General features: G+C 57.9%; 24 protein-coding genes. 18 read left to right on the plus strand and 6 right to left on the minus strand.

Translation table 11 applies throughout. From position 1 onward, the window contains the following. Positions 1 to 99: 99 nt before the first annotated feature. The 3 genes from BO1_RS20765 to BO1_RS20775 all read left to right on the plus strand — a co-directional run bounded on the left by BO1_RS20765 (position 100) and on the right by BO1_RS20775 (position 4,346). Positions 100 to 1,950 carry a PhoH family protein gene (locus BO1_RS20765; RefSeq protein ID WP_028219206.1) on the plus strand — a complete coding sequence of 617 codons (1,851 nt, stop codon included), beginning with the start codon at positions 100 to 102 and terminating at the stop codon, positions 1,948 to 1,950. Between the two features lie 253 nt (positions 1,951 to 2,203). After that, positions 2,204 to 3,376, plus strand: coding sequence for an NlpC/P60 family protein (locus tag BO1_RS20770; RefSeq protein WP_028219207.1), 1,173 nt, complete (start codon positions 2,204 to 2,206; stop codon positions 3,374 to 3,376). Positions 3,377 to 3,539: 163 nt separating this feature from the next. After that, positions 3,540 to 4,346: an SDR family oxidoreductase gene (locus tag BO1_RS20775; RefSeq protein ID WP_028219208.1), complete on the plus strand. Its 807-nt coding sequence runs from the start codon at positions 3,540 to 3,542 to the stop codon at positions 4,344 to 4,346. Positions 4,347 to 4,425: 79 nt separating this feature from the next. Here the strand turns inward: BO1_RS20775 and BO1_RS20780 are convergent, their stop codons facing one another. The 3 genes from BO1_RS20780 to BO1_RS20790 all read right to left on the minus strand — a co-directional run bounded on the left by BO1_RS20780 (position 4,426) and on the right by BO1_RS20790 (position 6,648). Then, positions 4,426 to 5,436 carry an inorganic phosphate transporter gene (locus tag BO1_RS20780; protein WP_028219209.1) on the minus strand — a complete coding sequence of 337 codons (1,011 nt, stop codon included), beginning with the start codon at positions 5,434 to 5,436 and terminating at the stop codon, positions 4,426 to 4,428. A gap of 10 nt (positions 5,437 to 5,446) precedes the next feature. After that, positions 5,447 to 6,079: a DUF47 domain-containing protein gene (locus BO1_RS20785; RefSeq protein ID WP_028219210.1), complete on the minus strand. Its 633-nt coding sequence runs from the start codon at positions 6,077 to 6,079 to the stop codon at positions 5,447 to 5,449. A 113-nt stretch (positions 6,080 to 6,192) separates the two neighbouring features. After that, positions 6,193 to 6,648, minus strand: a complete 456-nt coding sequence (locus BO1_RS20790) for a hypothetical protein (protein ID WP_028219211.1) — start codon at positions 6,646 to 6,648, stop codon at positions 6,193 to 6,195. A gap of 381 nt (positions 6,649 to 7,029) precedes the next feature. On the opposite strand from BO1_RS20790, the gene BO1_RS20795 reads away from it, so the two are divergent. The 3 genes from BO1_RS20795 to BO1_RS20805 all read left to right on the plus strand — a co-directional run bounded on the left by BO1_RS20795 (position 7,030) and on the right by BO1_RS20805 (position 8,573). Continuing rightward, positions 7,030 to 7,416, plus strand: coding sequence for a hypothetical protein (locus tag BO1_RS20795; protein ID WP_028219212.1), 387 nt, complete (start codon positions 7,030 to 7,032; stop codon positions 7,414 to 7,416). A 7-nt stretch (positions 7,417 to 7,423) separates the two neighbouring features. Further along, positions 7,424 to 8,158, plus strand: coding sequence for a StbB family protein (gene stbB / locus BO1_RS20800; protein ID WP_028219213.1), 735 nt, complete (start codon positions 7,424 to 7,426; stop codon positions 8,156 to 8,158). Between the two features lie 151 nt (positions 8,159 to 8,309). After that, positions 8,310 to 8,573 carry an H-NS histone family protein gene (locus BO1_RS20805; RefSeq protein WP_028219214.1) on the plus strand — a complete coding sequence of 88 codons (264 nt, stop codon included), beginning with the start codon at positions 8,310 to 8,312 and terminating at the stop codon, positions 8,571 to 8,573. A gap of 87 nt (positions 8,574 to 8,660) precedes the next feature. On the opposite strand, the gene BO1_RS51980 is transcribed toward BO1_RS20805, so the two are convergent. Then, positions 8,661 to 9,692: an IS1595 family transposase gene (locus tag BO1_RS51980; protein WP_043285638.1), complete on the minus strand. Its 1,032-nt coding sequence runs from the start codon at positions 9,690 to 9,692 to the stop codon at positions 8,661 to 8,663. Between the two features lie 70 nt (positions 9,693 to 9,762). Between BO1_RS51980 and BO1_RS20815 the strand changes: the two genes are divergently transcribed. After that, positions 9,763 to 10,140, plus strand: coding sequence for a hypothetical protein (locus tag BO1_RS20815; protein ID WP_028219215.1), 378 nt, complete (start codon positions 9,763 to 9,765; stop codon positions 10,138 to 10,140). Positions 10,141 to 10,230: 90 nt separating this feature from the next. On the opposite strand, the gene BO1_RS59325 is transcribed toward BO1_RS20815, so the two are convergent. Beyond that, entirely contained in the window at positions 10,231 to 10,863 is a 633-nt protein-coding gene (locus BO1_RS59325; protein ID WP_156992340.1) for a hypothetical protein, read from the minus strand. A gap of 1,197 nt (positions 10,864 to 12,060) precedes the next feature. Here BO1_RS59325 and BO1_RS20825 point away from each other — a divergent pair. The 6 genes from BO1_RS20825 to BO1_RS59340 all read left to right on the plus strand — a co-directional run bounded on the left by BO1_RS20825 (position 12,061) and on the right by BO1_RS59340 (position 16,241). Beyond that, positions 12,061 to 12,252, plus strand: coding sequence for a hypothetical protein (locus BO1_RS20825; protein ID WP_028219216.1), 192 nt, complete (start codon positions 12,061 to 12,063; stop codon positions 12,250 to 12,252). A 23-nt stretch (positions 12,253 to 12,275) separates the two neighbouring features. Then, complete coding sequence (locus BO1_RS20830) at positions 12,276 to 12,719, plus strand: hypothetical protein (RefSeq protein ID WP_028219217.1); 444 nt, start codon at positions 12,276 to 12,278, stop codon at positions 12,717 to 12,719. A gap of 98 nt (positions 12,720 to 12,817) precedes the next feature. Further along, positions 12,818 to 13,717, plus strand: coding sequence for a phage antirepressor KilAC domain-containing protein (locus BO1_RS60755; RefSeq protein ID WP_052409532.1), 900 nt, complete (start codon positions 12,818 to 12,820; stop codon positions 13,715 to 13,717). A gap of 380 nt (positions 13,718 to 14,097) precedes the next feature. Then, a complete protein-coding gene (locus tag BO1_RS20840; RefSeq protein WP_028219218.1) occupies positions 14,098 to 14,664 on the plus strand; it encodes a helix-turn-helix domain-containing protein in 567 nt (188 codons plus the stop codon). Beyond that, positions 14,661 to 15,518, plus strand: coding sequence for an HNH endonuclease (locus BO1_RS56460; protein ID WP_052409533.1), 858 nt, complete (start codon positions 14,661 to 14,663; stop codon positions 15,516 to 15,518). The genes BO1_RS20840 and BO1_RS56460 overlap by 4 nt, the downstream gene beginning before the upstream one ends. A 99-nt stretch (positions 15,519 to 15,617) precedes the next feature. After that, entirely contained in the window at positions 15,618 to 16,241 is a 624-nt protein-coding gene (locus tag BO1_RS59340; protein WP_156992341.1) for a terminase small subunit-like protein, read from the plus strand. A 764-nt stretch (positions 16,242 to 17,005) separates the two neighbouring features. Here the strand turns inward: BO1_RS59340 and BO1_RS20855 are convergent. Beyond that, positions 17,006 to 17,272, minus strand: a complete 267-nt coding sequence (locus BO1_RS20855) for a hypothetical protein (protein ID WP_028219219.1) — start codon at positions 17,270 to 17,272, stop codon at positions 17,006 to 17,008. Between the two features lie 298 nt (positions 17,273 to 17,570). Here BO1_RS20855 and BO1_RS52000 point away from each other — a divergent pair, with 298 nt between their 5' ends. The 5 genes from BO1_RS52000 (at position 17,571) to BO1_RS20875 (ending at position 23,377) form a co-directional block, all read left to right on the plus strand. After that, entirely contained in the window at positions 17,571 to 18,983 is a 1,413-nt protein-coding gene (locus BO1_RS52000) for a DEAD/DEAH box helicase family protein (RefSeq protein ID WP_052409534.1), read from the plus strand. 166 nt (positions 18,984 to 19,149) lie between these two features. Next, the gene (locus BO1_RS59345) at positions 19,150 to 19,428 is read left to right on the plus strand and encodes a hypothetical protein (RefSeq protein WP_156992342.1); all 279 of its coding nucleotides are present in this window, start codon (positions 19,150 to 19,152) and stop codon (positions 19,426 to 19,428) included. Between the two features lie 69 nt (positions 19,429 to 19,497). Next, positions 19,498 to 21,954 carry a portal protein gene (locus BO1_RS20865; protein ID WP_028219220.1) on the plus strand — a complete coding sequence of 819 codons (2,457 nt, stop codon included), beginning with the start codon at positions 19,498 to 19,500 and terminating at the stop codon, positions 21,952 to 21,954. A gap of 2 nt (positions 21,955 to 21,956) precedes the next feature. Further along, entirely contained in the window at positions 21,957 to 22,232 is a 276-nt protein-coding gene (locus tag BO1_RS20870) for a hypothetical protein (RefSeq protein ID WP_028219221.1), read from the plus strand. Positions 22,233 to 22,294: 62 nt separating this feature from the next. Further along, complete coding sequence (locus BO1_RS20875; RefSeq protein ID WP_028219222.1) at positions 22,295 to 23,377, plus strand: hypothetical protein; 1,083 nt, start codon at positions 22,295 to 22,297, stop codon at positions 23,375 to 23,377. Positions 23,378 to 23,386: the final 9 nt, after the last annotated feature.

Here is a 23,386-nt window from a genome sequence, read left to right on the forward strand (position 1 = left end):
GTCACGGCGGGCGCCTACCCGGCACCCGCACGCCCCGCCCGAAAGCGCACCGTACGGTTAACACCGCGACCACTCGACCCGAATTTTTCGAGGGACACCATGCCTTTGCCTACTCCCCCCAGCAAGCTCGGCAACCTGCTGCCGCCCGATGAATACAAGGCCCGTGCGCGCACGACGCGCAGCACGCGCAAAGCGGCGAGCGAGAACGACGCCGCCGATGTCGCCGAATATGGCGCGGAGAGCGTCGCCGATCCGATGACGCCCGCCGCCAACGCGTCGACCACGCTGCGCACCGTACCCATGTACACCGCCAGCGCCGAACTGGCCGCGCTCGAACCCGTCGCGCCGGCTCCGGCGCGAAAACGCAAGCAGCAAACCGCTGCACTGCTGCAGCCGGTGCAGGCGCATGCCGAACCGCAGACCGAAGTGCCTGGCGCGCCCTCGGCACCGGTTGCGCGCGGCGACAAGTCGCCTACGGCCAAAACGGCGGGCGGCACAGCCGCACCCGCCCCGCGTGCCGGCACGAAGAAACGCGTGCACCCCGAGGAAACCATCGAGGTCCAGAAGCTCTTCGTGCTCGATACGAACGTGCTGATGCACGATCCGACCTGCCTGTTCCGCTTCGAGGAACACGACGTCTTCCTGCCGATGATGACGCTGGAAGAGCTCGACAACCACAAGAAGGGCATGTCGGAAGTGGCGCGCAATGCTCGCCAGGTGAGCCGCACGCTCGATCGGCTCGTGGCGAACGCCGGGCCGATCTCGGAAGGTATCTCGCTCGACCGCCTCGGCAGCCGCGAGGCGCTCGGCCGGCTGTACTTCCAGACCACGCTCACGCATATCGATCCGGTCGACGGGCTGCCCGAAGGCAAGGCCGACAACCAGATCCTCGGCGTCGTGCGCGCGTTGCAGCGCGACCGGCCGGACAGCCTCGTCGTGCTGGTGTCGAAAGACATCAACATGCGCATCAAGGCGCACGCGCTCGGCCTGCCCGCGGAAGACTACTTCAACGACCAGGTCCTCGAAGACAAGGACCTGCTCTACTCGGGCATCCGCGCGCTGTCGCAGGACTTCTGGACCAGGCACGCCAAGGGCATGGAGTCCTGGCAGGACACCAAGACCGGCACGACGTATTACCGCGTTACGGGTCCGGAGTGCGCGTCGATGCTCGTCAACGAATTCGTCTATCTGGAGCCGCAGAACGGCGAGCCGACCTTCCACGCGATCGTGCGCGAGCTCAACGGCAAGACGGCGCTGCTGCAGACGCTGCGCGACTACGGCCACCACAAGAACAACGTGTGGGGCATCACGGCGCGCAACCGAGAGCAGAACTTCGCGCTGAACCTGCTCATGAATCCCGAGATCGACTTCGTCACGCTGCTCGGCCAGGCCGGCACGGGCAAGACGCTCGTGGCGCTCGCCGCGGGCCTCGCCCAGGTGCTCGACGACAAACGCTACAACGAGATCATCGTGACGCGCGCGACGGTGCCGGTGGGCGAAGACATCGGCTTCCTGCCCGGCACCGAAGAGGAAAAGATGCAGCCGTGGATGGGCGCCTTCGACGACAACCTCGAGGTGCTCCAGAAGACCGACGACGCCGCCGGCGAATGGGGCCGCGCCGCGACCCAGGAGCTGATCCGCTCGCGCCTGAAGGTCAAGAGCATGAACTTCATGCGCGGCCGCACGTTCGTGGACAAGTATCTGATCATCGACGAGGCGCAGAACCTCACGCCGAAGCAGATGAAGACGCTCGTCACGCGCGCGGGTCCCGGCACCAAGATCGTGTGTCTGGGCAACATCGCGCAGATCGACACGCCGTACCTGACCGAAGGCAGCTCCGGCCTCACCTACGTGGTGGACCGCTTCAAGGGCTGGGCGCATAGCGGCCACGTGACGCTCGCGCGCGGCGAGCGCTCGCGCCTCGCGGATTACGCGTCGGACATTCTCTAAGGCCTCGCGGCCCCGTGTTTGCGGCGCTTTCGAAGCGCCGGCCGCACCCCGAAGGACCGTATCCGGGCAACCGGATACGGTCCTTTTTTCATGCTCCGCGCGGCTCTCCAACGTACCAGGCCCGCAACGGATCGCGCGCGAACTTCAAGTAAGTTGTGAAGAATTCTTGCCGAAGCCATGTTCGGCGGGCTACCATCCGCTCATTACCGGTTTTCCCCAATGGCGAACGCACGACGTTTGCCTTCTGCATTTCATGCGGCGACTCTGGCTTCCATTACTGATCGTGATCTTTCTTGCGGCGTGTTCCAGCGCGCCGCAGAAGACCTCGCGCAGCGGCGGCTCGGGTTCTAGCGCCGACGCGTGGCGCACGCGGCCGTCGGGCTTCCCCAATTTCGTCGATCACAGCATCGGACGCGAGGAAATCTCCATTCAGGCCATGGGCCTCGTGGGTATTCCATACCGTTGGGGCGGTAATACGCCCGATAGCGGCTTCGATTGCAGCGGTCTGGTGAAGTACGTGTTCGCGCGGGCCGCCCAGGTGGACCTGCCGCGCACCACCCTCGACATGAGCCAGCGCGGCGAGACCATCGACCCCGATGAAATCGCGGCAGGCGACCTTGTGTTCTTCAATACGACCGGCCGGCCGCACTCTCACGTAGGCATCTATGTGGGCAAGCTGCGCTTCGTCAATGCGCCGTCGACAGGCGGCACCGTGCGGCTCGACTATCTGACCAATCCGTACTGGGCGAAGCATTTCGACGGCATTCGCCGCATGGCGCCGCCCAAGCGTGCACCGACCACGCCGTTCGATACGCCGACATGGGAAGCCTCCACGCCTGCGCCGGGCGCGCCGGCTGTTGCGGCTGTGGCTCCCGTAGTGGCTCCTGCTGTTGCTCCTGCCGCGGCAACAGTGACGCCTTCGGCCGCATCGGCCAACACCTCAGTGGCAGCCTTGCCTGCCGCTTCGGTGCCGGCTGCCCCGCGCATGGCCACACCGGACCAGAACCGCCTGACGTCGACGCCTCAGCCCGCCTATGCGGGCGCCGCGCCCACTTCGGGCGCGACTTCCGCGGCGCCAGCCGACGCCTTCGAACCGCCGCCCGCAGCGCTCAGCGCGGCGCAGGTGCAGGCTCGCGAAGCCGGTGCGGTCACACCTCCCGTTGCGCCAACCGCTTCCGCAGTTGCACCTGTGGACGCGCCGCGCGACGCCATCAATGCCGCCGCCGATGCCTTCGAGCCGCCGCCTCCCGGCGTGCGCGCCGCGGAGCGGCAGGCCGCGCAGGCCGGATCGACGCCTGTCGTTGCCGCGCCGTCCTCAGGCGCACCCGTGCAGATCATGCGCGCCTCGACCGCGGGCGGGAGCACGCCCGCGCCGACGCAATCCAGCGACGATCCGATCGCCCGCTTCGCCAACGGCTCGAACTGAGCACACCGTCCGGGCCGCGCCTTCCATAGGCGCCGCCACGGCGCCCTGCGCCCGCCAGCCCCTGGGCGAAACGCCAATCGAAAGGCGGATACGGTTTCGCGCGCCCGCTCTGTCTGCTATCGTTTTGGGACTGTTTTTCATACTTTCGCGCAGCGAGGCAGCGATGGATCTCGGACTCGGCAACAAGGTGGTTCTGGTCACGGGCGGCAGCAAGGGAATCGGTCTGGCCTGCGCCCGTGCGTTCGCGAAGGAAGGCGCGAAGGTCGCGATCGTCTCGCGCGACCCCGCCAATCTGGCGCGTGCGCGCGAGCAACTGGCGAGCGAAGGGTTCCACATCCATCTCACGCGCGCCGACCTGCACGAGCCGCATAGCGCCGCCGATGTGGTCGAGGAAGTCACCACGGCCGTCGGCGCCATCGACATCCTCATCAACAGTGCGGGCGCCGCCCGCCGCTACGACCCGGAATTGCTCGACGCCGAGGCGTTCAAGGCGACCATGGAAGCCAAGTACTTCCCTTACATCTATCCGCAGCAGGAAGTGCTGCGCCGCATGGTGGAGCGCATCAAGGCAGGCGCCGCCACGGAGCCGGGCACGATCGTCAACATCATCGGCATGGGCGGGAAGTACGCCAGTGACATCCATATTGCGGGCGGCGCGGCGAATGCGGCGCTCATGCTCGCCACGGTAGGGCTTGCGCACTATCACGCGCGCTACGGCATCCGCATCAACGCGATCAACCCGGGTTCGACACTCACCGAGCGCGTGGAGGATGCCTTGCAGCTGGAGGCGGAACGCGAAGGCATCAGTGCTGAAGACGCGCGTGCGCGCAGCGAGGCCAGGGTGCCGCTCGGGCGCTACGCGAAGCCCGACGAAATCGCCGACGTCGCCCTGTTTCTGGCGAGCCGCCGCGCAAGCTATGTGACGGGCGCCATCGTGCCAATGGATGGCTGCACGACGCCGGTGATCTGAGCCGCCGCCAGCGGCCCACACCCGGCGTTGCCCCAAAAAAAACGGCGCCCGAAGGCGCCGTTTTTTTACCTGGCCTGCTTTACAGGAACCGGTGACCGAGCCACCAGGCCGCCCCTGCAAGGATGGCCGAAGCCGGAATCGTCAGAATCCAGGCCCAGACGATGTTGCCCGCGACACCCCAGCGCACCGCGCTGAGCTTCTGCGTCGCGCCCACGCCCACGATCGCGCCGGTGATCGTATGCGTCGTGGACACCGGAATGCCCAGCGCCGAAGCCGTGAAGAGCGTCAGCGCCCCGCCCGACTCCGCGCAGAAGCCGCCCACGGGCTTGAGCTTGGTGATCTTCTGACCCATGGTGCGCACGATCCGCCAGCCGCCGAAGAGCGTACCGATGCCCATCGAGAGATAACAGCCGCCGATCACCCAGATCGGCGGCGCGTCGGCCGTGGCCGACGCGTAGCCCGTCGCGATCAGCAGCATCCAGATGATGCCGATGGTCTTTTGCGCATCGTTGCCGCCGTGACCGAGGCTATAGAGGCCCGCGGAGATCAGCTGCAGGCGCCGGAAGCGCCGGTCCACCTTGCTGGGTGGCGTGCGGAAGTAGAGCCACGACACCGTGAGCATGAAGAACGAGCCCAGGACGAAGCCGAGCAGCGGCGAGATGAAGATGAAGGCAACCGTCTTCATGAGGCCGTCGAAGTTCAGCGAGTGCCAGCCCGACTTGGCGAGCGCCGCGCCCACGAGACCGCCGATCAGCGCGTGCGACGAGCTCGACGGAATGCCGTAGTACCACGTGAGCACGTTCCAGCCGATCGCGCCCATGAGCGCGCCGAACACCACATAGTGGTCGACGATATCGGGGTCGATGGTGCCCTTGCCCACCGTCTGCGCCACCTTCAGGTGGAAGACGAAGTAGGCGATCACGTTGAACATCGCGGCGAACGCCACGGCCTGCTGCGGCTTGAGCACGCCCGTGGACACGACGGTGGCGATGGAATTCGCCGCGTCGTGAAAGCCGTTCATGAAGTCGAAGACAAGGGAGATGGCCACCAGCCCGACGACCACCCAGAGGGCGAGTTGTATCGAATGCATCGTGGTCCGCTCAGGCGTTCTCTAGCACGATGCCTTCGATGATGTTCGCGACATCCTCGCACTTGTCCGTGATCGCTTCGAGCAGTTCGTAAATCGCCTTCAGCTTGATCAGCGTCTTGACGTTGTCTTCCTCGCGGAAGAGCTTGGAGATGGCGCCGCGCAGCAGGCGGTCCGCGTCCGATTCGAGGCGGTCGATGTCCTCGCACGCCTTCAGGATCTCGCGCGCCTGCTTCATGTCGGAAAGCATCGCGACGGCCGCCTGCACACGCTCGGACGTGGCCGTGACCACGTGCGCGAGCTGGCTGGCCTCCGAGGTCACCGACTGCACGTCGTAAAGCGAGATGGCCGTGGCGACGTCCTCCATGAGGTCGAGGCAATCGTCCATCGTCGTGATCAGCTTGTGGATCTCGTCGCGATCCAGCGGCGTGATAAAGGTCTTGTGCAGCAGGTCGATGGCTTCGTGCGTCAGCTTGTCGGCGGCCTTTTCGGCGGCCTGCACGTTCTGCTTGTGGATTTCCGCGTCAGCCAGATTGTCGATCAGGAGCTCGAGCTCACGGCTTGCGGATACGATGCACTTCGCGTGCGCGTCGAAGATTTCGAAGAACTTGCCCTCGGTGGGCTTAAGCTTGGCCAGGTTAAACATTTAGTTTTCGTAGCGTTTTCAACTACTTAGAGTGTCTGATGGTCTGAGAAAAAGCGCCTTACGCACCAACTTACGTACTTTCGCTTTGTCACACAGCCGTCATTGTACAGACACTACCCCGCGCGGCTTAGTGCATCTTCCTCAAGGGGTTCCAGGATCGTTGCGGGCACGCGCGATTCCAACACTCGGTTCGCTTCCTCGCGAACCATACGCCTTAGCCTTTCTTCGTCCAGCACCTCACCAAGGCGCGCCAATAGCTCGCTCATAAGGTCCGCTGTCGATATCTCCCCGGTCCCCGAACGCGACACGGGCGGCTGGATCGGCTGGACCGCGTCCATTTCCTCTGTGTAGCCCTGCTCCCTGAGTGCCTTCCAAAGGTGGATGACCCTTGGCACCTCCTGCATTGATCGGATGGGCCTACGCCGGTCAGCGGGCAAAACCTCCTTCTGCGCCTGGCGCACGGCTTCTACATCGGTTCCCGCCCACGACGGACGGTTGCGGATGATGTATGAACGCTTCGCCACCGCGATCACTTGATGATGCTCCCAAACAATCTTTTTCTTCGTCACAGCAATTCCCCGATCAAATAGTCTAAAAAATGTTCACAGCGAGTAGAAAACCACTGCTGCGAACAACGCCCCACACACCACCCCGCCCACGCATTCCGCGCAGAACAGCCCTTCTATTGCCCGTCGAATCATTTGTTCTCCTGGTATCGGAACAACCTGGGGACATATCCGGGACACAAAGTTAACATCGCGGGGCCACTTGGGGACATCCAGGGTACACCCTGGGTACATATCAGGGTCAACCAGGGGACAATAGCGGCGCGAATTACTTGGGGACGTTCTGGGAACACATGAGGCACGACTTCAGGACACGTGAGGGACATTGACGGATCAAGCTGGGGACAGCTAGAGTCAAATTCCCGTTAGTGGAGGTTGTGAGTTATGGCCCTGAACGATTTGGAATCTGGTGAGAAGGCGAACGCGTACCGCGTGCGTAAACATCTGGAGGAAATAGAAGCGGCAATAGAACGGCGAGTGCCGATCAAGGCGATTCACGCGGAAATGTGCGCCTCGAACGGTCTTACCCTCACGCTCGAAGCCTTCAAAACGACGCTCAAGCGTGCACGGGGAGCGAAACGCAAAGAGACAACGCAGGCAAATCCAGCACCGCAGGACGACGGCGTAACGTCGCAATCGCCGATTGATACCGACGTTGTTACGTCGCAACAGGCGGAAGAAACACCTGTAAAGGTCGCTCGTAACAGGAAGGACCTTAAGGCGCAGCGCGCGAAATCGGCTGCGGACTTTGAAAAGACAGACGACTCATAGGAACGATATGAAAATCGCAGTGTTGAACTATTCGGGCAGTGTTGGCAAAACCCTGGTGTCGCATTACTTCCTGGCCCCACGTATGCCCGTAGGAACGGCTTTCACTTCGATTGAAACCGTAAACGAATCTGCCGAAGATTTAGGCGCGAACGGCGTTGAGCAAATCCAGGGGAAAAAGTTTGGTGACCTTCTGGAAAAGATCACGCTCACGCGTCACGCCATTGTCGATATTGGCGCGTCGAATATCGAATCTTTTTTATTGGCAATGTCGAAGTTTGACGACAGCGCAAGCGAGTTTGATCGTTACATCGTTCCGGTAACGCCTGATCGTAAGGCGATGAAAGAAAGCGCCCAGACGATAGATGCGATTAGCAGCCTGGGCGTTAGCGCGGATCGTATCTTACTGTTGCCTAACCGTATTGAGGAAGGCGACCCCGTCGAGGAAATGCCCGCGATTTTCTCGTACGTCAAGAAGCACAAGCGCGCCACGATTAACCCGGACATGTACCTGTATGAATCGCCCATTTACGAGTGGCTCGGTTCCCGGAAAATGTCCTTTGAGGACTTGCTGTCTGGTGACGTGGACTATCAGAATCTGGCGGTAACCGAATCGGACATGACGAAAGCGGCAGAGTACGCGAAAATGTATCGCCGTCGCAGAGAAGCCGCGCCGGTTCGCGCGCATATGGACGAAGTATTCAAGGCGATGTTTGCCGATATGTTCACCACTGCAACCGCATGAACGACAATTAACAGTCAAGGTTTTTGAGTTCCACGCAACGGGAAAAATGATGGCAACCACGAAAACGAAAGTAAAACCGGCTGATGCGCTTTTCGACACGCCCACGGCGGCGCAACCTGAGGAAGCGCCCGCATCTGGTTACCGCGCATTGTTGGCGCAACGGGACGCCCTCACGGCACAGATTGAGGAAGTCCGTGCACGTGAGGTTGCGCATGCGCTCGAACAGATCCGGCAATTGGTCGAGGACTACGATTTGCATTCGGAAATCCAGTTCACGCGCCCGCGTCCGGGTGGCCCGCGTGGCCCGATCCCCCCCAAGTATCGCGACCCCGTGACCGGGCAAACGTGGAGCGGGCGCGGCAAGCCGCCCCGGTGGATCGCGGGCAAAGACCGGACGGAGTTCCTAGCAGTCTGACAGCCCCCAACATGAACCCCGCCGCGTGCGGGGTTTTTTATTGCCCCCACCGTGCGCCGCCCTGGCTATACTGTATATCCATAAGGGCTATCCACTTAGCTCCACATTTTCGCATTGTGGAAGTTGCTGGCCTTTGCGGCGTGATTTCCGAGCCACCACGTCGTCGTATGTGATTGGAGCCGTCACGACCGCCTGCTCAAGCAAGCGATAGAAGAGTAGCCCGCGCGAGCGCGAGGTGCGACGGTTGAAGCGAAACACGAATTCGTCCAGATAATGGTCAAGCTGATCAGGCTTGACTGCGCCTTGATGCGTACCGAGCAGCCACCGCTTGAGCAGCGAGGCGACCCGGTGTACGCCTGGCAGCACCACATGTGCCGGCGCAAGCGAACCCGGCGTGACCGTTCTCACGATAGTTCGCTCGTGCCCATAGATCTCGCCCAAGGGGAAGTAGATCGGTGCACCGTCGGTCCGAATCACGGAGCCCGGCACTACGACCTCCTTCACAAAAGGTAGAACGTTAGCGGCACTTTCCTCATCAATCCGTCGCAAGCGGATGCGTCCGAAGCCTTTGGGCTCCAGGATCTCTACGGCGATAACGATCACTGCCTTGGTTGTGCGCTTACTCTGGGCGGCACCACGAGCGCTTTCCCGACGTTCTCGGATAGCCAGATAGCTTTGATCGACCTCGACCACGCCCTTGAGTTGCTCGCGTCCGGGACGAACCATCGCCCGGCGGAAACGGTGCAACATGGTCCATGCCGTCTGGTAGCTGCCCAGCCCGAGGACCCGTTGCAACCCTAGCGCGCTGGCGCCTGACTTCTGACTCGTGATGTACCACGCCGCAGCCAGCCACACCTTCAGTGGGGTACGGGTTTTGTCGAAGATCGTGCCCGACGTCACGGTGCATTGAAACCGGCATGCTCGGCAGACCAGTCGGGCTCGATCGGCCCGATACGGCGCATCGCGGCATCCGCAGCGCGGACAAACAAAGCCTTCACGCCAGCGCAATCGTTCGAGGTAGCGCAGGCAATCCAATTCACTGGAGAACCAGTCTTCGAACTGGCTCCACGTTTGTGGATAGTCCTGGCCGGCAACTGGCGTATGCTGGGCTTCGCTCATGCCGCCATCATGGCTCAAGTGGAGCTAGCTGGATAGCCCTTATATCCATACAGCCCTTCCACATAAAATCGTGCCAGATGCCTTTTCCATCTACGACGAGGAACCCGACCCAGCGACGGACGGCACGGGGAGCAACGCGCCCACGATCACCGAGCCTGAGGAAGAGCGGACCAAAGAGGAATGGGCCAGGGAGCGGCGCAAGCGGGCGGATCTCTTCATGTACGGGCTTCCGCCCTTCGAAACGCCGACCTACGACGAGTTGCGGCGGCTGTACCGCGAACGGCGGCACGACCCCGATGTGCGGCGCTTGATCCTGGAGATTCAATGCGCGCGGTATGCCTTCTCCGAGTTGGCGGCACTCGCTGGGAGGCGTATTGGGACGTCACCAAGCCCCGCGCCAACCTGGAAGATGCGCGCCACGCGTTCGCGCGCCTTCGCTCCCGACTGAGGAAGGAGATAGAGCGCGTCGGGCAGATTTCCGCCCGCCCCAAATGAAAACGCCCGCAAGTGACTAGCTTGCGGGCCGGGTTCTTGTTATTCAGGCGTACTCCGGTAGGCGTTTTTTAAGGATTTCCTCTAAATCAACGCTTATGCCAGGTCGGTATTCTCTGACCCAGTCGCACCAATCCTCGGGCGTCCCGGTTACAGATATTTTCCACGGCACCCCTCTAATGAACACTTCATGTTCACCCCTTTCTCCGTCACCCCTTCCTCCGCCGTACATTAATACGCTCTCGCGTGGCACGTCAGCAGCGATTACTATGGGCTTGCCGCTACCACAGCGGACGACAGCGAAGAATGCAGCTACGCCCCTGTCTGTTGTCCAGCTATACCCACACGCTGCACGCCTTTCGTCCACTCCAGACGTACCGCGATAGATACGTATCGTGTCTCCTTCAGGTAGCTTTTCCAAGCCGTATGAAGCGTACCTGAACATGGCGGTTAGTGTCCTTTCGGACTTTGCGGCTTTAATTACATTTAGGTGTCCAAATGACCATATAGTATTTAGGAAAGGGCCGTACGCGGTGCGTGGCATCTTTGCGCGGAACAGTTCTACCGCAAGCGCTGCCACTTCGTCATGTATGCCACATGCCAGGGCTACCCCGGCCTCCGCGTCGCCAGCAAAGGCACGCTCGATTTCCTCGATTTCCTCACGGTCGGAGTTCCTCACGCGTTGGATTAATCGGTTCTTAATTTGGAGTCGTTTAACGGCAGTAATTTTTTTCCCCTTAGTAATTGCGATGACGGGACGAAGTATATCGACACAAAAGAAGAATGCAACAACTATTTAGTCTGATTTTATGCACCCGGATTTTAGTCTGATATACGGAACTCGGATTTAGTCTGATATACAGCACAGGGGTCAGTGATAAAGTCTGTAAAAATGTCAGTGGTAAATCGTGTTGATCGCGGTGAGCACCATGGCGTCTTCCATCTTTCTCAGACTATATACAAATTAGCAACAGTGTTTTGTCGTTTCCGCAACAAAAAGCGGTGCCGAAACTTGCAATTTGATGGTGTAGCTGCACGAAACCTGATTTCGCGCAGTTAATAGAAGGTGTTCGGAAATTAAATCGGACTAGCTACACGTTGCAGGGACAACCGGCGGGGCGTGTTAGTGAAAATGACCTACCGGAACAATAGAGGTCAAGCGTGGGATGTGGCGAGTAACGCCTATTAGACTAGTCTGGCCCTCAGATCGACAGTAGCTAATAGGTATGTGCTGGTGAGGTAGAGCGCATTGTGGGGGTAAGCATATAAGCCCTGATAGTCTGCCTTGTTACAGAGTCTTGTGCGACGACTGTAACCCTTATACGCGGCTCCATACTTGGCAGACATATAGTCTTCAAGGTGGTAAGCGGAAGGTGCCCCTCGAAGCTCAGGACTTAAAGGTCTTGGGTATGGGGGATGTTTTGCCTTTCCGCTCACCACCTTGGCAGACAGACGGTTTTAGATTGTTTTTTTGTCTTTAACTTATACATACTGAGCGCCGCCCCTGCTCCATCCTGTTTCTAACTGAAATTTTTGTCTCGCCCCTTGGGGCGATCCACGGGCGCGAGCGCAGCGAGTGTCCGATTGCCCACAATGCACCCGTCCGGAATCAATCTGATATCTATAGGACCGATGCGGCGCATTTACTCCTGATTCTGAGTTTTTCGCACTCGAAAGCCCCATTCCGAAAGGTCTGGGGCTTTTTTCTTTTCCAGTCAATGGCTTGGCGCTATACAAGATTTTCTGCTAAGGCATATGAAAAATCATTATAAGAAAAAGAGGGTTTCGGGGCCGATGTTCCACCGAACGACCAAGAAAAGCTCAATTTGATAGTAAATAAAGTGCAGAAGTAATCCCAACCCTTCTAGGAAATCAAATGACTACCGAACGCAAGCGCCCGTTTACGCGGGTGGCTATTGAACTACCAGACGACTTGCACGCAGTGCTAAAGGCAATGGCAAAGGATCGGGACACTACGCTGTCGAAACTTGCCCGCCATTACCTGCGTGTAGGTTACGCGGCAGATATCGAACGCGCCCGCATTGAGCGCATTTCCGAATTCCTCTAACTCACTCTCACAAGAATTCAACTATGAACCTTTCATTCGACGTTCAAATCAGCATTGGCGAACTCTCTGCAATTACGGGATTCAGCTATGACGAAATCCAACGCCGCGCCCGTATGGTGCTCGCGGAAATGTACGCACCTCCTGGAGTCGTTCCCGACCGTAGGCCGTCGCGTATCAAGTTCATCCGCGAAAACGGTGAGGCGCTTTATGAACAGTACGCCAAGCACCGCGCATACGAACAGGTTCGCGACCACGGCACCACAGAGGATATTCACTATGACGAGTCGCTAGCCTACAGCATCGCGTATCACGTGGATAAGGCGAATGATCGCCGTAACCACAAACACTACAACGCAGTCTTCGAAAAGTGCGCTGCATACCGCCACGCGCTGTATGACGTGCTACCAGCGGTCAAAGCCCATTGCGACGCAGCGCCCGTTAGAAAGCGCCCGTCACGCCGCACCTAACAACGTGAGGTTTCCCCCAAAACGGGGGAAAACCTATGCCGGCCAAAAGCTGGACACCCTCAGGCGACAACCCGTCGTTATTACTCGGAGTAACTACCATGTCCAATCTCATGAACTTTGATCCGCTCGCTACGGTCACGATGAACAGCCGCGAAATTGCGGACATACTCAAGGTGCGACACGATAGCGTCAAGCGAGCCATCGAACGCTTGGCAGAACGGGGCGCAATTGTCCAACCACCAATGGTGGATGAAGCCGGAACAGACGCTATGGGCCGTCCACGCGACACCCAAGTGTATGTGTTCAGTGGCAAGAAAGGGCGCAACGATACTTATACGGTCGTGGCGCAGCTTTGCCCCGAATTCACAGCCGCCATCGTGGAGCGCTGGCTTGAACTTGAAGAAGGGTTGAAAACCAAATCTCCCCCATTGCCCAACTTCGAAGACCCCGCAGAAGCGGCAATGGCTTGGGCTGAACAGTACCGCGCGAAGACACTGGCAATCGCACAGGCTGACGAGGCTCAGGCGCTCGCAGACCGTCGCAGGGGCTACATTCAACAATACAAGGCGCAAGCGGTCGAGTACGAGAAAGAACTAACCCAGCAGGACCGCACAATCAAGGCGCTGGAACCCGCTAAACAGTTCACCCAGACGTTTGTCGAACGTGACGAGGATATGGGCTTTCGCGAAGTCGTGAAGATGCTAAAGGGCAAGTTCTCCACGATCACGGAAACATCGTTCCGTGAATTCCTGGTCAAGAGCGGCTTTCAATACAAGCTGGCCGGGAAGTATGTACCGAAAGAGCCATACGACAGCAATGCACGTGGCCTATTCCGCCCGACCGTGAACAGCTTCGGTGACAAAGAATGGAAGTTCACGCGTAAGGGCTTTCTTTGGATTAGCGAGCTATGGGAAGGCGAAGAAAAGCAACGCGTAGCCACACAACGCGCACGAGCAATGATCCGCTCACACGGACTGTTCAACAAAGTGGGAGCCTAAGCCATGAGTCTGAAAGAGCATCTAATCGAGTGCGTGACCGAGATTGCGCCCGTCGTCCACCGCCTACAAGATCGCATGCACTCAGGCGAACAGCTACACGAGGAATATACCTACTATGTTATACGCCTGGGTGACCTACTGCTAGTCGCTCATACCGTGGGCGACAAAGCCCAGGAAGGCCACGTATCACGTTTGATCGGTCGCTTGTCGTCAACCGCTAACTCCACCATCTACCAAAACTCACATGAAGAAACTCATTGAAAACCCAGTCGGCAATTTTGCTCTCGCTTTGTTGGCCGGTGCGGTAGTTATTGAATTGGTGCTATGCGTGCTCCACATCTAAAACGGACAGCCCGCCCAGCGCGGGCTTTTTCCTATCCATGCTCCAGAAACGACATTTCACCTTTGACGACCTGCACGCCATCATTCTGCATCTCGACAGAGCACCACCATCCGAAGTCGCGTCAGCCTGGCACCTACCGATCGAACTCATCGAAAGCATCCCGGAAAAGCTCACCAGTCAGAACCTGCACGATATCCGCATCAGGGGCCTGGTAATCGAGTTTGAAGCCCCTACACGCCATCTAACCCTGTTTGAACTGGCGGCAAAGGATCAAATCGAGATATACGGGGAAGTTCTCACGGTCGCCAGGCTGAAGCGCATGCTCGGTATCAAAACCCGGCGCAAAGCACCACTACCCGGCAAACCCCTGATATCCCATCGGCGCAAACTCTCACCCATTCAGATTCAGCAGGTTCGCGAAATGGTCACCCTTCCGATCAACAAAGGCGAAATCTGCAGGCTGTTCAATCTCTCCATGTCAGGTCTGTACAAGATACGGGCGCGGGATATCTACCAGGAAATCCCGGACGACCCGTCATCGATCGACCACGCGTCAGAAGAGATTCAGAACCTCGTCAAACACGCACGGGAAATACTCCAATGAAACTCAGTCCAACACAAATCGAAGCACTCCAGCAAGAATTCTCGTATTGCCCCAGCACGGGCGCAATCAAACGCGGTAACCGCGTGATCCAATCGTATCAAACGCTGGTGCATATCGACGGTAAAGCATTCAAGGCAACGCGGGGCCGTCTGGCGTACCTCCTGAACACAGGAAAAGACATTCCAGCGTCAGGCATTATCAAGTATCGAGATAACAATTCGAAAAACACACAATGGGCGAACATCGAACTGTCCACATACGCCAAACGCAAGCGCGCACCATTCACACCACGTAAGCCCTTGCTCGACCATCTAGAGTTTCTTCAATCCTGTTTCCACTACAACCCTGACACGGGCCAGCTAACGTGGAAAGAACGCCCAGACCACCACTTCAAACGCCCACAAGACGCCAAAGCGTGGAATACACGACACAAGGGCAAACCCGCTGGCACTCCACAAGCCAAAAACGGACGCCTCCAAATCTACATCAAGGGGAAAACCAACCTGCACGTATACGCCTCGTCGGTCGCGTGGGTGCTGTTCACCCGCTCTGACGTACCAGACGGGCTGGTGATCGACTTTAAGAACCGTGTGCCTGACGACAACCGTATCGCTAACCTACGCCTGGCAACACGAGGGGAAGATATGTTGAACGCGATTCGACCAATCGGCAGGTCTGGCGTACGCGGTGTGACCGAACACGAGAACGGAACATTCCAGGCGTGGATTCGTATCAAGCGAAAAGACCTCAAGGTCTCTGAATCCAAATCCTTTGACAGCCTGCAAGCAGCAACCGCTTGGCGTCACGCAAAGGAAATTCAATACTTTGGGGAATTCGCCCCACATGCAATTTAAGGTATGACAGCACGCAAGCGCCACTGCTCCCGAACATCAGTCATTGGGCAAGATGGCGCGTGCTGTCGTTTTACCGAACATTCACACCAGGAGGCTACTATGGCCGGATCACCCGTCAAACGTGCTCGCATCGAGCAACTAGATAGCCTTGAGGAAACGATCTTCGCGAAACTCGAAGACGGTCGTTCATTGCAAGACATAGCATTCGAGTCCGGATGCTCCAGACCATTCCTGGCGAAATGGTTGCAACGAACGCCCGAACGCTCACAGCGCTACGACAAAGCACGAGAGACAGCCGCACACGCACTGGCTGACGATATCCAATCAGACGCAGCAAACACACTCAAACGTGCCATTGAAGGCAAGGCTAGCAAAACTGAAGTCGCAGCCGCAAAACTCGCAGGCGATACCAAGCGTTGGCTAGCTGGCGTGTGGAACGGCAAGTATTCAGAGAACAAAGCCAACGTTGCAGTAAACATAGACCTGGGCAGTTCATTCCTGTCTGTCATGCGGCGCGGCGCGCCAAGCGTACAGAGTGAATCGAGCGCCCATGTTCCACGCGTTGAGGATATCGGTCCGCGTGACGAACCAAGGCACGAACCAAAGATGGTTGCGTACAGCGAACCTGACGTGATCGATGTATTGGATGTGGCTGCGCCCGTGGATGACGACAAACAACCCGTGTTGGTGCGCCATTCGGACTTCACCCTGTTCGATGAGTGATGAATCACGACGGGGAATAATGCGGGCGCATGGTCTGATTACGTGGACCAATCTGGGGCCGTCCGTGGTGGGAATGCCGTCCGTGGTGGGAATCAACGATGAGTCATAGTCTGAATACGATGAATCATGGTCTGATTATGTGAACCAATCTGGGGCCGTCTGTCGCGGGACTGCCGTCCGTGGCGGGGGATCAACGATGAGTCATGGTCTGATTAGCTGCGCCAAGCTGGGGCCGTCTGTCGGGGGCGGGAAAGTGACTGTTTCCCAATCACGCACATGCGCCTGCGCGCGTGAAAATTAACCGACCGCTCGGTCTGGTATTGGCAATGTGATATATCACTGGATGCGAACAGCTATCATTCACGCTCGATGCTGCGAATCGTTCGCATCTGCCCTGCTCCGGACACGCCCTGATTACACCGGTTCGGGGCCATCTTGACACGCGACATTATAAGTGTAATGTCGTGTATGACGCCTTATGTTCCACATTATGGTAAATACGGCCCGAAACGGCGCGCTAGCTTACACATCGAAAGCGCCAGCCGTGCCGCCTGATATATCATGCGAACGCGAATCATTCGCGTCTCCTGGTGTTTGGTGTGTGATATATCAATACAAACGCGAACGAGTCGCATTTGCTGGCCGCCGGGGTCCCCCCTTAAAGATGGTCGGGGGGCGCGATTCCGGAGTACACCACAGACCTACGGCACCCCGCCCAAAAATTTCCCGGACGCCAAAAAATTTCCCATAAGGTCTGAAAAATTCTAGGGTTTGGCGCTCCAGCTCAACAGCCCGAACACCAGCCAGATTAACAGACCTGCCCAGATGTGCGGCAGGACGAAACCCCCACCGAACAGCAGCGCGCCCCCCACGAAGTACAGGGCGCTGTTGTCGTCCTTTTTGGCGGGTGCCCTTCGCGCGGATGACGTAGCAGCCCGATAGGCCGCGTCATCGCCCGGATGGTACGGAAGCCCAGGGTGCGTATCCCTGTCGAGATTTTCCAGAAACTCGCGCAGTTCCTTATTCGTCATGAAACCTCCCTGATTGCGTGAATGGGTGCCTGTGCTCGCACGGGATCGGTTGCAACTGCAACTTCCAGGATTACTAACAGTTATCGCGTGCGGTGTCACGTGCCGGAGCACCTATGCAAACGCTCACAAGTATACCCCCCGCCACAGACAAGACGCTACCGGATATCCCCCCGGAATTGATGGCGCAAAGCCCCCCACAACGAACCACACCCTGGCCTACCAGGGAACAGATACGCGCTCACCTGGTGCGCGAGCACGTGCAGGAGCACGACGGCATAAAAACGGAGTGCGACAGCACATGAACAACGCAGAACAATTTTTCTCAGACTTTCGAGACCGCTACTATCACGACCCCGTGCTATTCGTGCAGGAAGTTTTCCAGGCTGAACCCGACGACTGGCAGAAACAGTTTCTGCGTGCGGTCGCACGAGGTGAACGGAAGATCAGCATTCGAAGCGGTCACGGCGTGGGTAAGTCAACCAGCACGTCCTGGGTCGCTATCTGGCATTTCCTCACGCGGTTCCCTCAGAAAACCGTCATTACCGCGCCGACAAGCGCACAGCTTTTTGACGCGCTCTACTCCGAATTGAAGTCGTGGATGAAAAAGCTGCCTGACGTGCTGTTGCAGATGGCGGAAATCAAGAACGACCGTATCGAGTTCCGCCCTGCCCCCGACGAAAGTTTCGTTTCACTGCGTACCAGCCGGAAGGAATCGCCGGAAGCACTCCAAGGGATTCACTCCGAGCACGTGCTACTGATCGCTGACGAGGCGTCCGGGGTTGACGAGGCCGTATATCTGGCGGCGCAGGGTTCCATGTCGGGTGAGCACGCAACCACCATCCTACTTGGGAACCCAACGCGCTCGACGGGCTATTTTTACGACAGTCATACGATTCTGGCGCATGAGTGGTTCACGTTGCGGGTGTCGTGCCTGGACAGTATCCGGGTGTCGAAAGAGTTCGCGCGTGAAGTTGCGGCCCGACATGGCGAAGACAGCAACGAATACCGGATTCGCGTCCTGGGGGAATTCCCGCTTGCGGATGACGACACGGTCATTCCGATGCATCTGATTGAATCCGCCATGTACCGGGACATTGAGTCACCCCCGGACACCAAGCCGGTTTGGGGGGTTGACGTGGCCCGGTTCGGTAGCGACCGCACTGCACTGTGTATCCGGCATGGGAACGAGGTGCGCGAAGAGATCACCTGGTGGGCGGGACTCGACACCATGCAAACCGTTGGCCGGATCAAGGCGCTATACGACAAGTGTACGTTTGAACAGCGCCCGGTTGAAATCCTGGTGGACGTTATTGGCGTGGGCGGTGGCGTGGTGGACCGTGGGCGCGAAATGGGCTTGCCGATACGCGGAATCAACGTCAGTGAATCCCCCGCGATGGGTGACAAATACGTCAACCTGCGCGCCGAACTGTGGTTCAAGGCAAAGGAATGGTTCGAGGAACGCGGCTGCAAGCTGCCAGACGACAAGGCGCTTAAATCTGAACTGGCCGGGGTTCGCTACACCTACCAGTCGTCCGGAAAGATCAAGATTGAGTCAAAAGACGAGATGAAACGCCGTGGCGTGCGGTCCCCCGACCTGGCTGACGCCTTCATTCTGACGTTCGCCAGTGACGCCGCGACGGCGGGTAATGCCGCGTCGTATATGTGGAACAGCCGGAAACCGCTCCGGCGCAATATTTCACGGGTTTGCTAAAACCTTTGCGCTTCACCCTTAGTAGTCCATATCTCAACCGTCTCAATCCCCCTCATGGGTGAATTCGTCCGACCCAATCGGAGCATTCAACCCAAATTCTCCGCACTCATTCAGTAAATCAGCCTGGGTGCAATTTCATTTTGTTGCAACACATTGGATTTTCAACATGGCTATTAAAAACTGGCTCGATAACTCATATGCACGTTTCGGTGATTCGACCTCTAAATCTTCCGCACCCAAGGCAACCAAGGGAAGCCCCGCCCCTGACACCAAAGCCAAGGCCGCTCCCGCCAAGGCCGAAAAGCCCACCCCGTTCGGCAATTCGTCAGGCGGCGGCAAGTCGTCTATCTCGAACGGCGCAGGCCCCAAGGACAGCAAAACCAAGCAGGCAAAGGGCTTGATGGACGGTTCGGTAAAGGCCAACCAAAAGCGCGGCAGCTACTAAGCAGCTTTCTGGGGGAGTTTTGGAGTTTTCCCCTCCCCCGCTTTCATGCGGATTTTTGGAGAATAACAAATGGCGAAAAGCCGCATCAAAGCGCCTATGCAAGGCGGAAAGGATCAGTTTCTGACGCCAACCACGGCAATGATGAACGGAGCGCAGCCTTTCACGCAACGCGGTATCGAACTACCGGACGATGACGAGGAACAGCACGGCGCAAGCGCGGTGCGTTCGGGTCAAGACTACTTTGCAGGCGCGGACAAAACACAACAAAGCTCGATGGCATCGGGCAAGGTCGATAGCGACCGTGGCACGGTCCCGCTATCTGACGAGGAAATCGGCGCGATCATTCAGCAACAATTGAATGATGCTCGTACTTTCATCGATGAGCAAGTTTCGCCAATGCGCGCCCAGGCGACTGAAGCGTACCGGGGCCGCATGGACTATGCGAACTTCGATGAAGAACCCGGCATGGGTGACACGGGGTATCTAGACCAGGCGCTAGCCCCGGCAGGACGTACGCAAATCACCTCGCGTGACGTGCGGGACACCATTTCCGGCATGATGCCCGACCTAATGCGCATGTTCACGTCGTCAAATGACGTGGTGGAATTCATTCCGAACACCCCGCAAGAAGTGCCGTTTGCCGAACAGGCGACCGACTACGCCAACTTTGTCTTCATGAAAGACAATCCTGGCTTTGAAATCCTGCACGACACCATTAAGGATGCGCTGACGCACAAGACGGGCATCGTCAAGGTCTGGTATGACGACGCAACAATCGTTCGCACCGAGCATTACACGCAGCTTGACCCGATGGCGCTGCAAACGCTCGAAGACGATGACGATGTAGAGCAAATCGAAGTCATCAAAGAGTACCAATTCACGCATGCGACCGTAGGCGTTCCCCTTCCAGTGATCGATGCGCGCGTAAAGCGTCGCACCAAGAAAGGCCGTATCCGCGTTGAGTCGGTTCCACCTGAAGAATTCCTGATCGACCGGCGCGCCCGCTCGCTGGAGTGCGATACGCCAACCAGCCGTGGCTTTAACCTGGTTGCGCACCGCTCCATGATGACCACATCTGAGCTAGTCGCGCTGGGATATGACGAAGATTTGGTACGTCAGCACGTCACCAACAATGAACTCGATTTCAACGTCGAGCGCATCGCCCGCCAACCGTGGGCGAGAACCGTTGGGGGCTTCGAAGGCATCAATTCTGCGCTTCAGCGTGTTTTGTACTGCGAAGCATACGTCTGGATTGACGCGGATAACGATGGAATCGCAGAACTGCACAAGGTCTGCACAATGGGGCCGTCGTTCAAGCTGGTTTCCCGTGAACCCGTGGACTTCATTCCGTTCGCGGTGTTCCACTGTGACAAGGAACCGCATACGTTCTTTGGACAGTCTATTACGGACGTTACGGCGGACATTCAGCGCATAAAAACCCAGGTTTGGCGTGACTCGCTGGACTCGCTGGCGCAGGCCGTTCGCCCCCGAATGGCAGTCGTGGAAGGTCACGTTAACTACGATGACTTGCTAAACGATGAATTGGGCGGTGTGATCCGGATGCGCGAACCTGGGATGGTCGCGCCGCTTGTAACGCCGTTTGTAGGCGAAGACGCCTTCGGAATGATCGAATACACCGATTCGGTGCTCGACAAGCGTACAGGCGTTTCTATGCAGTCTATGGGGCTGTCTGCTGACACGCTCCAATCCACGACCGCGCTAGCCGTCCAACAGCAGGTTTCGGCGTCGCAAGGTCGCACCGAACTGATTGCGCGGATGCTGTCAGCCGGCCTGCGCGAGGTGTTCAAGCTGATTCTAAATCTGTCGGTGCAGAACCAGGATAAGCCCCGCACGCTGAAGCTACGCGGGCAATGGGTGGAAATCGATCCGCGTTACTGGAATGCGGACATGCACGTCGAAGTGAACGTGGGTCTGGGTTCGGGCACGAACGCCGACAAGATCGGCAAGCTAACCCAGATTCTCCAGGAGCAGAAAGACATTCTGATGACCCTTGGGCCGTCGAATCCACTGGTTAGCCTGTCCCAGTATTCCAACTGTTTGTCAAAGATTGTGGAACTGGCCGGGTTCAAGAATACCTCGCAATTCTTTAACCAACTTCCGGCCAACCAGGCTCCCCCGCCCCCTCAACCACCGAAGCCGGACCCAGAACTTATCAAGGCAACCAACGATGCGCAGATGGCGCAACAGCGTCACCAGCTGGACGTGCAACGCTTCCAGCTAGAGCAATCGAAAGCGACCCAGGAAAACCAACGCCTGAGGGATAAGGATGCGGCCCAGGTGGCCCTACAAGCGCGCGAATTGGAATTGAAGTATCAGCAGAATTTCCATTCAAACGCCGTCGATGCGCTTCTCTCCGATGCGCAACACCAACGCGAACAGGATAACGCGATGACCCAGGCTCAAATGGGCCATATCGCGAACGCCCAAGCGAATATCTACAACGCGCAGCAGCAACAGCAGCTAGCGCAAATGCAGCCCCCACAACCGGGTGCAAGCGGTGAATAAGTATGTCCGAAAAACCAACCCCTAGCGAGCAAATCGCGCTCGGAAATCAGGCAAAGCTGATTATCGAAAACCCCGCTGTCCAGGAAGCCCTCCGCAAGCTGAATCAAAAATTCTACGAGGAATGGTGCAGGACTGCGCCGGAAGACGTGGAAACGCGCGAACGCCTTTACGCACACGTTCAGGTTCAACGCTCCTGGTTCAGTTGCCTTAACGCCATTCTCGGTGACGGGCAAATCTCCAATTCCGCAATGGCTGCTGCGAAAGGCAAAGCACGCTAATTCGGTGGGGCTACCAATAGCCCCACTTATTCACGAATTCTCTATTTTTATGGCATAGGCATATGACTATTATCAACACTCCCGCACAGGGAACTGATGTCAATTCAGCCGCAAGTTCAATCGCTAACATGCTGACTGACGATCTATTGATCGCCAATACCCCGCGTGGAAGCAAAAAGCAGGAAGGCCCCAAGGCCCGCGAAGTTGAAACCCATGAGGAACACCCGGAAACGGATTCCCCCGAACATGAGGAAGAAACCGAGCACCCCGACGAATCCGAGCACGAGCACAACCCCGAAAGTGACGACGGTCACCACGAGGAAGAGCACGAGGAAGACGAGTCAAACAGCCCGGAAGAGCATGACCACGATTCGGTAGCTGACGACACAACGTTCTCAATTCGCGACGGCGATAAAGATGTGAATGTGACGTTGGCGGAACTGAAAAAGGGTTACACGCGCCAGGCTGATTACACGCGCAAGATGCAAACCCTTGCCGATGAGCGAAAGACGCTCACGCAGGACGTAGCAACAGCGCAAGGTGAGCGCGAAAAGTACCGCGCTGGGCTGGCGCAGGTTCAACAGGCAATTGCACAACTGCAACCCCAGGAACCGACTCCGGAACAGTGGCAAGCGCTCCAGCAATACGACCCGGTTGCATACCTTCAGCAGAAGGAACAATGGCGCGAACATAAAGACAAGATGAGCGCCATTCAAGCGGAATATCAGGCACTCACGCAGCGCCAGAACGCGGACCAACAGCGCCAACTAACGGCGCATATGGCAGCAGAAGGTGAAAAGCTCGCAGCCGCTTTCCCCGAATGGAAAGACAAGGCTAAAGCGCAAGCTGGCAAGCAGGCGATTCGCGACTACGCGTATAGCCTGGGTTATTCGCCTGAAGAAGTGGACACCACCGCAGACCACCGCATTTTCGTACTGGCCCATAAAGCCATGATGTACGACCGCATGGTTGCCAAGGGCAAACCACAACCGCAGCAACCGCAAAACAAAACAAAGGTCGTCCGACCTGGAAACGCGGGCCAAGTCCCAAATACGCGCCGCGCAGCGGTAACAGACGCGCGCAAGACGCTACGACAAACCGGAAAGGTTCAGGACGCGGCGTCATTGCTCGAAAAGCTTCTCTAATTAGGTTTC

Origin of the sequence: Paraburkholderia oxyphila NBRC 105797 (assembly GCF_000685075.1) — a bacterium.
Lineage (GTDB): Bacteria > Pseudomonadota > Gammaproteobacteria > Burkholderiales > Burkholderiaceae > Paraburkholderia > Paraburkholderia oxyphila.

Bases quoted from the DNA above. Each gene is read 5' to 3' on its own strand.
- BO1_RS20780 (WP_028219209.1), bottom strand. From the start codon at position 5,436: ATGCATTCGATACAACTCGCCCTCTGGGTGGTCGTCGGGCTGGTGGCC.
- BO1_RS20795 (WP_028219212.1), top strand. From the start codon at position 7,030: ATGGCCCTGAACGATTTGGAATCTGGTGAGAAGGCGAACGCGTACCGC.
- BO1_RS20770 (WP_028219207.1), top strand. From the start codon at position 2,204: ATGCGGCGACTCTGGCTTCCATTACTGATCGTGATCTTTCTTGCGGCG.
- BO1_RS20785 (WP_028219210.1), bottom strand. From the start codon at position 6,079: ATGTTTAACCTGGCCAAGCTTAAGCCCACCGAGGGCAAGTTCTTCGAA.
- BO1_RS20830 (WP_028219217.1), top strand. From the start codon at position 12,276: ATGAACCTTTCATTCGACGTTCAAATCAGCATTGGCGAACTCTCTGCA.
- BO1_RS20865 (WP_028219220.1), top strand. From the start codon at position 19,498: ATGGCGAAAAGCCGCATCAAAGCGCCTATGCAAGGCGGAAAGGATCAG.
- BO1_RS59340 (WP_156992341.1), top strand. From the start codon at position 15,618: ATGGCCGGATCACCCGTCAAACGTGCTCGCATCGAGCAACTAGATAGC.
- BO1_RS60755 (WP_052409532.1), top strand. From the start codon at position 12,818: ATGTCCAATCTCATGAACTTTGATCCGCTCGCTACGGTCACGATGAAC.
- BO1_RS20825 (WP_028219216.1), top strand. From the start codon at position 12,061: ATGACTACCGAACGCAAGCGCCCGTTTACGCGGGTGGCTATTGAACTA.
- BO1_RS20855 (WP_028219219.1), bottom strand. From the start codon at position 17,272: ATGACGAATAAGGAACTGCGCGAGTTTCTGGAAAATCTCGACAGGGAT.
- BO1_RS51980 (WP_043285638.1), bottom strand. From the start codon at position 9,692: ATGAGCGAAGCCCAGCATACGCCAGTTGCCGGCCAGGACTATCCACAA.
- BO1_RS52000 (WP_052409534.1), top strand. From the start codon at position 17,571: ATGAACAACGCAGAACAATTTTTCTCAGACTTTCGAGACCGCTACTAT.
- BO1_RS20775 (WP_028219208.1), top strand. From the start codon at position 3,540: ATGGATCTCGGACTCGGCAACAAGGTGGTTCTGGTCACGGGCGGCAGC.
- BO1_RS59345 (WP_156992342.1), top strand. From the start codon at position 19,150: ATGGCTATTAAAAACTGGCTCGATAACTCATATGCACGTTTCGGTGAT.
- BO1_RS20765 (WP_028219206.1), top strand. From the start codon at position 100: ATGCCTTTGCCTACTCCCCCCAGCAAGCTCGGCAACCTGCTGCCGCCC.
- BO1_RS20875 (WP_028219222.1), top strand. From the start codon at position 22,295: ATGACTATTATCAACACTCCCGCACAGGGAACTGATGTCAATTCAGCC.
- BO1_RS20870 (WP_028219221.1), top strand. From the start codon at position 21,957: ATGTCCGAAAAACCAACCCCTAGCGAGCAAATCGCGCTCGGAAATCAG.
- BO1_RS56460 (WP_052409533.1), top strand. From the start codon at position 14,661: ATGAAACTCAGTCCAACACAAATCGAAGCACTCCAGCAAGAATTCTCG.
- stbB (WP_028219213.1), top strand. From the start codon at position 7,424: ATGAAAATCGCAGTGTTGAACTATTCGGGCAGTGTTGGCAAAACCCTG.
- BO1_RS20840 (WP_028219218.1), top strand. From the start codon at position 14,098: ATGCTCCAGAAACGACATTTCACCTTTGACGACCTGCACGCCATCATT.